Here is an 11,714-nt window from a genome sequence, read left to right on the forward strand (position 1 = left end):
CCCCCGCGTCGCTCTACGCCCCCTCGGCCCTGGTGCTGACGGTGGGTCACGGAGAGAGCGCTGCCACCACTTCACCGCTCCGCGCGGTCACTCTCACCTGCGCCCCGACGGCCTCCGGGACCCACCCCGCGGCCGGCGCGGCCTGCGCCGAACTCCGCCACGCCGGTGGCGACTTCGACGCCCTGTCCGCCGCCGACGGGGTGATGTGCACGCGGGAGTACGCCCCCGTGACCGTCACCGTCGACGGAGTCTGGCAGGGCCGGCGCCTCTCCTACGAGCGGACCTTCGCCAACGAGTGCGTGAAGAACGCGGGCAGCGCGAGCGTCTTCACGTTCTGAGGGACCGGGGCCGCCCGGCCCGTGCGGCGTGACCGGTTGCTCGCTACTGGGGAGTGCGAGCGCCACCGTACGGACCCGCGGTCCCGCACCGGGGACGGCGGACGGAGTGGGGCCGTCCGCCGTCCTCCCGGTACGAGCGAGCGTCCCAACGGGACTCAGTCCGCGGTCGGCCCGTCACCGGGCCCGGCGGATCTGGCGCGGTGGCTGGTGTCGCACCAGGGGAAGCGCCGGCTGCGCCGACAGGTGCACAGCGCCACTCGGAAGCGGTCGGAGAACACCGTGGTCCCGTCCTCCAGTTCCACCTCCACCGGGCCCTCCACCAGGAGCGGCCCTCGCCGCTGGACCTTGACCCGGCGGGCGGCGCCGGGTGTACGGGCGTCGTCAGACGGGGAGTTCGGCACGGACGACCACCAGCTCCTCCTCGTTCTCGGCCAGGGACAGCAGTCCGCGCTGCCGCAGCCAGCGCTCCCGGCCGCGCACCACCGGACCGAACGCGATCCGCCGCCGCCGGACCACCGCGGCCTTCAGCCCCGCCTCGCGCAGCAGAGCGACGGTGCGGGCGGGATCACTGAGCCCCGACTGCACGAGCAGCAGCACACCGCCGGGCCGCAGCAGGCCGGGCACCTCCCGGCAGATCCGGTCCAGGACCATCCGCCCGTCGTGGCCCGCGTCCCAGGCCCGGGCCGCACCGCGCGGGCGTCGCCCACCGGCCGGTGCCGGCACGTACGGCGGATTGGCCAGGACGAGGTCGAACGACGCGCCGTGCACCGGCGTGAAGAGATTGCCGTGCAGGACCCGGATCCGCAGCCCCGCCCGGGCGGCGTTGAGCCGCGCCGCCCACACCGCGCGCCACGACACGTCCACCGCGGTCACCCGACCGCCCCGCACCGCCGCCGCCAGCGCGAGCGCGCCGGTGCCGGTCCCGACGTCGAGGACCGCCGCGCCCGGGGGCAGCGGCTCCCCGGACAACGCCGCGGCCAGCAGGGCGGTGTCCTCCTGAGGGGCGTAGACGCCCGGCAGCACCATGAAGTTCACGCGAGCCAGGTACCCGGCCAGTCATGAAATAAAAGAAATTCCGGAATGCTCACCTTCCGGCTCGGGAAGCGGTACGACCAGCGACGATCGTCCGGCCCGCCAGTCGTCCAGCAGCCGGGCGCCGAAGCGGTCCTCGACGTGCCCGGTGGCGTCGATGCCGAACACGATGTCCGCCGCGAGGTGCGGCTCCTGTTCCAGCAGGCCGCCGATCACCTCGTGCCGCACGATCTGCTCGTGCACCGCGTCCGCCTCGACGTGCTCGTCGTAGAAGTGCTCGGCGGCCGGCCCGGCGCCGGTGCGGCGCATCGCCTCCGCGAGCCGCCGGGAGCCGGGCGAGGACGTGATCTCCACCGCCGCGAAATGACCCACCAGGGCTCCGCGCAGCGCCCGGTGCAGGCCGAACAGCGACATCATGTTCACCGTGACCAGGCACTCGGCCGAGGCCGCGTCGAGATGGCGTCCGTACGTCGTGTCCAGTCCCAGGTCCGTCATCAGGTCGGCGAACAGACGGGCGTGCACCCGGTCGGCGCGGCCGCCGCCGTACTCGTCGAACTCGACCGCCGCCATCGCCGCCTTCGCCCGCCCCCACAGCCGCGGCAGCACCCAGGCGTGCGGGTCGGCCTCCTTGAGGTGGTACAGGGAGCGCTGGGCCGCGTACTCCCGCAGCTGCCACAACTCTCCCTCGTCGCGCAGGAAATGGCTGACGCCCTCCCCGTGCACGGGCTCGACCAGCAGCGCCCCGATCGCGTCCTCCACACTGTCGTGGACCGGTGTGTCGGCCCGCAGGGCGGTGAGGAAGTTCTGCTCCAGCGCTGCCCGGATGCGCAGCAGGTCCGGATCCCACTCCAGGCCCGGGGACACACCTGCGAAACCCCGGTAGTGCAGCTCGTAGCACTGGTACAGCGCGAGCTGGAGATCGTCGCCGTACGCCTGCGCGGCGGCGGCCTCCTCCGGTCCGGGCAGTGGCCCGGTCCCGAGCAGGTACGCGCCGACGGCCGCGGAGAGTGGGCCCCGGGCCGTCGGAAGCTGTGGTCCTTCACGGTCGTACTCCATGCGCCGCGAGTACCCCCGGAGACCTCTGTGGCACCTGGTCCGCGGTCAGTCCGGCGTGGTCGCGAGGCGGAGGGGCGCCGGTGGCCGGCCCACGGCCTCGTCGCTGAGGCGGACGACCTCCTTCCACCAGGACGGCCCCTCCTCTATGTGGCGCAGCAGGATGCCCTCGCGGATCGCCCAGGGACACAGCGTGACCGCGTCCACTCCGGTGAGCTTCATGGCGGTGTGCCCGACCACCGCCCCGGCCACGCTCTGCGCGGCCCGCGGTGCGGAGATGCCGGGCAGCCGGGACCGCTCGGCGGCGGACAGGGCGGCCAGCCGGCCGACGGCGTCCCCGAGGTCCGCGCAGCGCATCCGCCGCTCCACGAACGGCCCGTGCCGGCCCGGCGAGGCGCCGCACAGCCGCCCCAGCTGCTGAAAGGTCCGGGAGGTCGCCACCGCGGTACGCGGGCCCTCCCAGCGGATCCGCGCAGCGACGTCCCGCAGCTGATGCCGGACCTTGCGGCGCAGCGCCTTGATCTGCTCCGGCGACGCCGGGTCCTGGCCGCCCGCCAGGAACTCGTGGGTGAGCCGCGCCGCGCCCAGGGGCAGCGAGGCCACGAAGCCCGGCAGCCGGCCGCGCCCGAAGGCGACCTCCAGCGATCCGCCGCCGATGTCCAGCAGCGCGAGCGGCCCGGCCCGCCAGCCCATCCAGCGCCGGGCCCCGAGAAACGTCAGCTCCGCCTCCACCTCGCCGGGCAGGGTGCACAGGGCGACCCCGGTGCGGGCGCGCACGGCGCGCAGCACCTCCTGGCGGTTCGGCGCGGCACGCACCACGGCGGTCGCGAAGGCCGGCGGGTTCGACGCTCCCCACCGGTCCGCGGTCCGGCACGCGTCGGCCACCGCCGCCACCAGCCGCTCCACGGCCTCCTGAGGGACCGGGGCACCCGGCTTGACCTGCTCCGACAGCCGCAGTCGCCACTTCTCGGTGTGCACCGGCAGCGGCACCCCGCCCTCCGCGTCCGCCACCATGAGCCGGACCGTGTTCGACCCCACATCCACCACGCTGATCCGCATGAGGGGCCACGTACCCATCCGAGCGCCGGTCCAATGCGCTCCGGGACGGTACGACCGGAAACCGCGTGGCCCGCCGGCCCGGGCCGGTCAGGCCAGCTGCCGCCGCACCAGCTCGTGCAGCCGGCCGCCGGTGTCCGCGAGCAACTGGGCGGGCGGCCCCTGCTGGGCGACCTTCCCGTCCTCCATCACGATCACACGGTCGGCGTCCAGCACCGTGGAGAGCCGGTGCGCGATGACGATCCGGGTCGCGTTGAGCGCCTTGGTGGACTCGATCACGGTGCGCTGCGTGTCGTTGTCCAAGGCACTGGTCGCCTCGTCGAAGAAGAGGATGCGCGGCCGGCGGATCAGCGCCTGCGCGATCATCAGCCGCTGCCGCTGGCCCCCGGAGACGGCACCGCTGCCCGACACGATGGTGTGCAGGCCCATCGGCATCCGCTTGATGTCCTCCGCCAGCCCCGCCATCTCGGCCGCCGCCATCGCCTCCTCCGGCGTGTACGGCTCGGTACCGCAGATGACGTCCAGGATCGATCCGGTGAACGGCTGCGCGTGCTGGAGCACCACCCCGCACTGCCGCCGCACCGCCGACTGGTCCAGCGCGGCCAGGTCCTGTCCGTCGTACAGGACACTGCCCGACAGCGGCCGGTCGAAGCCGATGAGCAGCCGCAGCAGGGTCGACTTGCCGCATCCGCTGGGGCCGACGACCGCCACGAACTCGCCCGGCCGCACCTCGAAGGAGACGTCGTCCAGGACCAGCGGCCCGTCGTCGGTGTACCGGAACGACAGCCGCCGCGCCTCGATCCCGCCGGACAGCGGACCCGGACGGGTGCTGGCGGTGCGCACCTCGGGTGTCGCGTCCAGCACCGGACGGATCTCCTCGAACAGCGGCAGCGCGGCCACCGCCGACACGAAGGAGCCGGTCAGCTGCGTGACCGAGGTCAGCAGCATCGTCACCGAGGCGTTGAAGGTCAGGAACTCCGCCGCCGACATCGAACCGCGCGCCGGACCCGCGAGGAGCATGAACATCAGCAGCGTGCACAGCGGCAGGTACACCGCGCCCAGCACCGCGTTGAGGTTCTTGATCCGTCCCGCCCGCTGCTGGAGCTCGCGGCTGTGCGCGAAGCGTTCCGCCCAGGCCGCGTAGGCGTAGTTCTCGGCGGCGGCCACCCGCAGCTTCGGCAGCCCGCGCAGGGTCTGGAACGCCTGGTTGTTCAGCTTGTTGGTGAGCTTGACCAGCCGCCGCTGCCAGCGCACCTGCCACAGCCCGAGCGCCAGGAAGACACCGGCGACGACCACCAGCATGCCGATCGCGGCGAGCGCCATCGGCACGCTGTACCAGAGCAGCAGCCCCAGGTTCATCGCCCCGACGGTCACCGACTGCGCCACCGTCGGGCCGACGCCCGCCAGCAGTCTGCGGATCTGGCTGATGCCCATGGCGGCGCTCGCCAGCTCGCCGGTGGACCGCTCGGTGAAGAACTTCGTCGGCAGCCGCAGCAGCCTGTCCCACACGGCGGGCTGGAGGGTCGCCTCGATCCGGCCCTCGAGGCGCAGGATGGTGAGGTTCTGCATCAGCATGAAGGCCGCCGCGACGACGCTGCTCAGCATCACCGCGAGACACACCTGCACGATCAGCCCGGTCTGTGCCTTCGGCACGAACTCACCGAGCACCTTGCCGGTCGCGACCGGCACCAGCGCGCCGAGCGCCACCGTCACCAGCCCGGCGAGCAGCAGACCGGTCAGATCACGGCGGGTGCCCTGGAGACAGAACCGCAGCAGCCGCAGCGGACTGAGCCGGCGTTCGGGCAGCGGCCGGTAGAACATCACCGCGCGCGGCTCGAACTCCTCGGCGTTCGCCTTCTCCACCGGGGTCTCCCGGCCGGTCCCCGGATGCACGGCCACGTAGCCGCCGCGCCGCCACAGCAGCGCCACCGGCGCCCCCGACAGGGTGCGGTGCCCGACCAGCGGACCCACGTCGTCCCGCCACCAGCCGTCCTCCAGCCGCACGCCGCGGGTGCGTACGCGCGAGGCCAGGGCGACGCGCTCCACCGGGTCGAGCCGCTCGCTCTCGGTGCCGTTCTGCGCGGGCTCGGCCAGCGCGATGCCGGCGGCGCGGGCGACCAGCCGGCACGCCGCGTACGTGGCGTCGGCGTCGGCGGCCGTGGTGCGCCCGGCCGACCGCTTGCCGATCGACGCCAGCAGCGTCCGGTCGGCCTGCGCGCGCACCGCCTCACCGGCCTTGATGCCGGCCGCCGTCCGGGTCTCGTGGGTGCGTTCCAGTTGCTCGATCCAGCGGTCGAGCGTGGTCAGCAGCCGGTGCTGCTGGTCGACCAGGCTCTGCCACAGCGCCGGGTCCATCAGCAGGTCGGCGGCGGCCTCCTCGCCGTACAGCGCCCCGTACTGCACGCTGCCCGGCGGCACCTGCATCCAGAACACGTCGTCGTCGGTGGGCGCCGCCGCCCGCTCGGTGGCCATCGGCGCCTGGAAGAGCACGGTCAGTCCCCGGCCCACCCCCAGGGCGAGCCCGTATTCCAGCGGGCTCGTCGTCGGCGGCACGTACTGGGGGTTGCCGTACTCGTCGTACGACCAGGTCTGCGTGTTCGCCGGCTGGTACAGCTCGCGCAGCCCGATGCGGTGCACCACGCAGTCCCGCAGCGGGCGCGCGACCAGCGTGTGCTGCGGCCCGGCGACCGGCCCGAGCAGCACCGAGCCCGCCTCCAGGCGCCCGAGGTGGTGCCAGTGGCCCTGCTCCCCGGCGTCGACCGCGAACAGGTCGACCGCGCCGGCCACCACCAGCCACAGCACCTGGGGGCCCTCCAGGTCGAGGCGGTTGAACCCGGCGCAGTCCACGCGGGTGCCCAGCGAGCCGAGCGCCCCGAGGACGAGGTCGCCCTGCCCTTCGTGCACGGTCGTCATCTCAGCGCTCCCTGACCAGTGCCGCGTAGGCGCCGCCGTGCGCCACCAGCTCCTCGTGCCGGCCGCGCTCCACGACCGTGCCGTGCGCCAGCACGACGATCTCGTCGCTGTCCCGCACGGTGCTGAGCCGGTGCGCGATCACCACGCAGGCGCAGCCGCGCCGCCGCAGGTTGTCCATGACGACCTGCTCGGTCTCCGCGTCCAGCGCGCTGGTCACCTCGTCCAGGACGAGGATGCTCGGCCGGCGCACCAGCGCCCGCGCGATCTCCAGCCGCTGGCGCTGCCCGCCGGAGAAGTTGCGGCCGTCCTGCTCGACCGGGCTGTGGATGCCGCCCGGCCGGCGCATCACGACGTCGTACAGCGCGGCGTCCTTGAGCGCGTCCACCACCGCGCTGTCGGGGACCGACGGATCCCACAGGGCGATGTTGTCGCGCACGGAGCCCTCGAAGAGGAACACGTCCTGGTCGACGAAGGAGACGGAGGACGCCAGCGCCCCGCGCGGGATGTCCTCCAGCCGCTGCCCGTCGATGCGGATCACACCGTCCCAGGGGGCGTAGAGGCCCGAGATCAGCCGGGACACCGTGGACTTGCCGCTGCCCGAGCCGCCCACCAGGGCCACCTGCTGCCCCGGCCCGACGGTGAGGTCGAAGCCGGTGAGCAGGGGCTTGTCGAGCGGGTTGTAGCCGAAGGAGACGTTCTGCAGCTCGACCTGCCCGCGCAGCCGCCGGGTGGAGTCGGCGCCGCCGGGACGGTCGTAGAGCGGGTCGGCCCGGAAGTTCTCCACGTCCTTCAGCCGGGCCACGTCCGCCGCGAAGTCCTGGATCCGGCCCGCGACGCCGTTCAGCCGGGTCAGCGGTGCCGTGAAGCGGACCACCAGCGCCTGGAACGCGACCAGCAGACCGACCGAGATGTGCCCCTCGACCGCCCGCATGCCGCCGATCCACAGGATCAGACCGCTGTTGAGCGTCGCCAGCGTCGGCGCGACCACACCCAGCCAGGCGCTCGGCACCCCGAGCCGCTGCTGCTCCTCCAGGGTGGTGGCGTGCTCCCCCGCCCACTTGCGGAAGTAGCCGTCCTCGCCGCCGGTCGCCTTCATCGTCTCGATCAGCTGGAGGCCGGTGTACGCGGTGTTGGTCAGCCGTGCCGTGTCCGCCCGCAGCTTCGCCGTACGGGTCGCGCGCAGCCGGATGACGATCCGCATCGCGAGGATGTTGAGCAGCGCCACCCCGATGCCGACGAAGGTGAGCTGGGGGTCGTACGTGTACAGCAGCACGGCGTACAGGACGACGACGATCGCGTCCACGCCCGCGGCGGCGAGGTCGCGGGCCAGCGTCTCGGCGACGGCGTCGTTGGACTGGAGCCGCTGCACCAGGTCGGCCGGGCTGCGCTGGGAGAAGAACGTCACCGGCAGCCGCAGCAGGTGGCGCAGGAAGCGGGCGCTGGAGAGGGTGGAGGAGATGATGCGGCCGTGCAGCAGGTTGGCCTGCTGGAGCCAGGTCAGCACCACCGTGAGCAGCACGCAGGCCCCCATCGAGGCGAACAGCACGCCGAGCAGCGAGGTCTGTTTCCCGATCAGGAACATGTCGATGTAGGTGCGGCTGAGCGCGGGCACCGCCGCCCCGACCGCCACCAGCAGCAGGCTCGCCAGCACGGCGGCGGGCAGCGTGCCCGCGGTGCCGCGCAGCCGGGCGGGCATCGCGCCGAGCACACCGGGCTTGCGGCCGCCGCGGGTGAAGTCCTCGCCGGGCTCCATGGTGAGCACGACTCCGGTGAAGGACCCGTCGAAGTCCTCCAGGGTCACGAACCGGCGGCCCTTGCCCGGGTCGTTGATGAACACCCCGCGCCGGCCGAAGCGGCGCCCGATGCCGTCGTAGACGACGTAGTGGTTGAACTCCCAGAACAGGATGGCCGGCGTCGTCACCTCGGCGAGGGCGGCCAGGTCCATCTGCATGCCCTTGGCCGTCAGACCGTAACCGCGCGCCGCCTTCAGCAGGTTGCTGGCGCGCGAGCCGTCGCGGGAGACACCGCAGGCGATGCGCAGCTCCTCCAGCGGTACGTGCCGGCCGTAGTGGCCGAGCACCATCGCGAGGGAGGCGGCGCCGCACTCGACGGCCTCCATCTGGAGCACGGTGGGCGTGCGGACGGTCTTCGCGCTGCTCCTGGGCGCGCGGCGGGCCGGCGGGGCGGCCCGGCGTCGGCCCCGGGTCTCCTGTGCGGTGCTCACGGCAGCAGCCAGTCGACGGGACGCTGGTCGGCGAGCCGGATGGAACCGGTGGCCATGGTCATGGAGGTCAGCTCGAACGGCGGCCCGTCGGCGGACGACCACGCGTAGCCGCTCTTCGTGGACTTGGAGGTGTCCAGCCGGACCGTCACGGCCACCGGCCTGCCGTCCTCGGTGAACTGCTCGCCGAGCTGGCTGTCCCCGAGGAACGCGGAGATGGTCTGCGCCGACTGGGCGGAGCGGTCCACCGACTTCACCTTTCCGTGCAGGACGCCGTACTGCTGGGTCGGCACCGACTGGACGGTCAGGTCGACGGAGGCGTGCGCGGGGATCGCGGCGGCCTTCTCGGCGGGTACGTAGACGGTGGCGTAGAGCGGATCGCCGGGGTCGGCGACCTTCTCGACGGAGGCCACGTTCGCGCCGGTCCGGATGATCTGCCCGACGGTCGCCGCGAGGGCGCTGACCCGTCCGGCGTCGACGGCGCGGACCACGCTCTCGCCGTCGGCGGTACGCACCTTCAGCACGGGGGAGTCGGCGGCCAGCCGCTGGCCCGGGCGTGCGAGAACCGCCGTGACCTGCCCCGAGACGGGGCTCTGCAGGAGGTAACTGCCCTGCCCGTGGGTGAGGATGGCGGGTGCGCCGACGGTGGAGGCCACCGAGCCGCCCACCGCCCACACGGACGCGGCGGCCATCGCGACCACGGTCACGGACAGCACCAGCCAGCCCTGCGGGCGGGCGAAACGCACCGGGAGGTCTAGTTCCTCCGGTGACTGGAGCTTGGAGAGGGCCTGCTGGCGGAACTGCACGTCGGACGTATCCCAGTGATTCCCGGAGAAAGCCTGCGAGGGGACGCCCCGGAGGCTGGAGACGCTTGTGAGGAACGGCCGAAAAGCCCCGGAGCCTGGGTGGCTCCGGGACTCAGCGGCACAGGGGCCGGATCAGAGACCGGCGACCAGGCCGGTGACCGGCGCGGTGTTCAGGCCGGTGACACCCTCGACGGTGCCGACGGCCGTGTTGAGCAGACCGGAAACCGGGGCAATGCCGTCCACCAGGCCGGTGACGGTGCCGACGGCGTTCACGTTCAGGCCGCCGGAGACGTTGTCGAGGTCCGCGTCCGAGATCTCGACGGTCTCAACCTGGGGGGTGGAGTTCATGATGGAACTTCCCTTCGTATAGCCATTTCACAAGGGGGGAGCGGCCCCCTCTGGGGACAGATGACGGCCGCGACCGCAGGTGCCGGACGCCCGTTTCCGGAGCCTCCGCGGCTCCCGCGGTGCGATGGATCAAAGCACGCGGCCGGTCCGGGCTTCCAATCACTCACCCCCTCCCACCAGGGCTCTTGCGACCAAGGGGCACCCAAAGGTGCAGGCGCGCGCACGGCTTCGCGGCCACTTCTTCACACGGCGGGCGACATCGGCCCGCGCGACCCCTTGCCCGCACCGGGCCGATTGGGACACTCCCGCCCCAAAGGCGTGGGTGGCGCCGCGCGGTTGTGCAGATCCCCCAGCCGGGGTGACCGGGTTGGGCATTCGATGTGCAGATTCGCTGAAGCAGGGATTCCGCTCCGCGATCGGCACCGTACGTGTCCTTCCGGGCGCGGAGAGTGCCGACCGAACGGGATCGGAGGGCCCGGCTGAACGCCCCGCCGGGTGCGTGCGTACCAACTGCCGTCCGGGCGCCCCCCAACAGCTGCCGGACCGCGGCACCGTCCCGGTCCCAGGAGGTCGAGTAGGTTGAGTCACAAGCGAATTCCGAAGCGCAGGGCCGCGATGGCGGCGGGCGGTGTGGTGGCGCTCGGCGCGGCCGCCATCCTCCTCCCGAACGCCAACGCCTCCCAGGACGGCGGGTCTTCGGACGCCGCGGCGGCGCCGAGGACCCTCAAGGCGGCGGACGCGTCGGATCTCGCCTCGCAACTCGCCGGGATGCTGGGCGACGCCTTCGCCGGCTCGTACTACGACACCGGCGAGCAGCAGCTCGTGGTGAACGTCGTACCCGGTGACAACAACCAGGTCATCGTGGAGGCGAAGAAGGCGGGCGCGGACGTCCGCGAGGTCGACAACAGCATGGGCGAGCTGCGCGGCGGCGCGTCGACGCTGAAGTCCGAGGCGACCATTCCCGGCACCTCCTGGGCGATCGACCCCCGCACCAACAAGATCCTGGTGACCGCCGACTCCACCGTCACCGGCGAGAAGTGGGACAAGCTGGAGTCCACCGTCCAGGGCCTCGGCTCCGGCATGGCCACCCTCGAGAAGTCCGCCGGCACCTTCCGGACCTTCGTGTCGGGCGGCGACGCCATCTTCGGCGGCGGCGCGCGCTGCTCACTCGGCTTCAACGTCACCGCCGGCGACGGCTCCCCGGCCTTCCTGACGGCCGGTCACTGCGGGGTCGCCACCGAACAGTGGTCCGACGCCCAGGACGGGGCGCCGATCGGCACCGTCGACCAGGCGGTCTTCCCGGGCGAGGGCGACTTCGCTCTGGTCAAGTACGACGACCCCGCGACCGAGGCGCCGAGCGAGGTCAATCTGGGCGACCAGACCGTCGCCATCGGCCAGGCCGCCGAGGCGACGGTCGGTCAGCAGGTCTTCCGCATGGGCAGCACGACCGGACTGGCGGACGGTCAGGTCCTCGGCCTGGACGCCACCGTCAACTACCCCGAGGGCACGGTCACGGGCCTCATACAGACCGACGTCTGCGCCGAGCCCGGCGACAGCGGCGGGTCCCTGTTCACCCAGGACGGACAGGCGATCGGCCTGACCTCCGGCGGCAGCGGTGACTGCACGGCCGGCGGCGAGACCTTCTTCCAGCCGGTCACCACCGCCCTGGAGGCGGTCGGCGCCACCCTCGGCGGCGACGCGGCGGGAGGCGCGGGCGACCAGGTCGGCGGTGAAGAGGCCGGCGGCGAGGAGGCCGGGGGCGGCGACGCCGTCGGCGGTGAGGAGGCAGGTGGCGAGGAGGCCGGTGGCGGCGCCGGCGCCGGTGACGCGGGTGCCGGCGACGGTACCGGCAGCGGCGTCGGCGGCTCCGACGACGGCACGGGCGCCGACGACGGCTCCGGCCTCACCGGCTGACCGCACACCGACGGGCGGTCCGGACCTCCGGCG

Annotated in this window: 10 protein-coding genes; 2 read left to right on the plus strand and 8 right to left on the minus strand. The window is 73.1% G+C overall.

The genetic code is table 11. The annotated features are described in order from the left end of the window. On the plus strand, positions 1-338 hold a 338-nt coding region (locus DMH12_RS13135), incomplete at its 5' end, for a subtilase-type protease inhibitor (protein WP_125491748.1). Between the two features lie 155 nt (positions 339-493). Here the strand turns inward: DMH12_RS13135 and DMH12_RS13140 are convergent. From DMH12_RS13140 to DMH12_RS13175, 8 genes are all read right to left on the minus strand, one after another. Beyond that, the gene (locus tag DMH12_RS13140) at positions 494-739 is read right to left on the minus strand and encodes a CDGSH iron-sulfur domain-containing protein (protein ID WP_185832295.1); all 246 of its coding nucleotides are present in this window, start codon (positions 737-739) and stop codon (positions 494-496) included. Then, the gene (locus DMH12_RS13145) at positions 720-1,364 is read right to left on the minus strand and encodes a HemK2/MTQ2 family protein methyltransferase (RefSeq protein ID WP_185832298.1); all 645 of its coding nucleotides are present in this window, start codon (positions 1,362-1,364) and stop codon (positions 720-722) included. The genes DMH12_RS13140 and DMH12_RS13145 overlap by 20 nt, the downstream gene beginning before the upstream one ends. Before the next feature lie 30 nt (positions 1,365-1,394). Next, positions 1,395-2,426: an iron-containing redox enzyme family protein gene (locus DMH12_RS13150; protein ID WP_125491750.1), complete on the minus strand. Its 1,032-nt coding sequence runs from the start codon at positions 2,424-2,426 to the stop codon at positions 1,395-1,397. A 45-nt stretch (positions 2,427-2,471) separates the two neighbouring features. Further along, positions 2,472-3,482: a Ppx/GppA family phosphatase gene (locus tag DMH12_RS13155; protein ID WP_125491792.1), complete on the minus strand. Its 1,011-nt coding sequence runs from the start codon at positions 3,480-3,482 to the stop codon at positions 2,472-2,474. An 87-nt stretch (positions 3,483-3,569) separates the two neighbouring features. After that, positions 3,570-6,392, minus strand: a complete 2,823-nt coding sequence (locus DMH12_RS13160) for an NHLP bacteriocin export ABC transporter permease/ATPase subunit (RefSeq protein WP_125491751.1) — start codon at positions 6,390-6,392, stop codon at positions 3,570-3,572. Between the two features lies 1 nt (position 6,393). Continuing rightward, complete coding sequence (locus tag DMH12_RS13165; RefSeq protein WP_125491752.1) at positions 6,394-8,616, minus strand: NHLP family bacteriocin export ABC transporter peptidase/permease/ATPase subunit; 2,223 nt, start codon at positions 8,614-8,616, stop codon at positions 6,394-6,396. Continuing rightward, positions 8,613-9,419, minus strand: coding sequence for an HlyD family efflux transporter periplasmic adaptor subunit (locus tag DMH12_RS13170; RefSeq protein ID WP_125491753.1), 807 nt, complete (start codon positions 9,417-9,419; stop codon positions 8,613-8,615). The genes DMH12_RS13165 and DMH12_RS13170 overlap by 4 nt, the downstream gene beginning before the upstream one ends. Before the next feature lie 132 nt (positions 9,420-9,551). Next, positions 9,552-9,767, minus strand: coding sequence for a hypothetical protein (locus tag DMH12_RS13175; protein ID WP_003978108.1), 216 nt, complete (start codon positions 9,765-9,767; stop codon positions 9,552-9,554). Positions 9,768-10,346: 579 nt separating this feature from the next. Between DMH12_RS13175 and DMH12_RS13180 the strand changes: the two genes are divergently transcribed. Next, positions 10,347-11,681 (plus strand): S1 family peptidase, encoded by a 1,335-nt coding sequence (locus DMH12_RS13180; RefSeq protein WP_125491754.1) that lies wholly within the window; start codon positions 10,347-10,349, stop codon positions 11,679-11,681. The last annotated feature ends 33 nt before the right edge of the window (positions 11,682-11,714 follow it).

The sequence above is a fragment of the Streptomyces sp. WAC 04229 genome, from assembly GCF_003947455.1.
Taxonomy (GTDB): Bacteria; Actinomycetota; Actinomycetes; order Streptomycetales; family Streptomycetaceae; genus Streptomyces.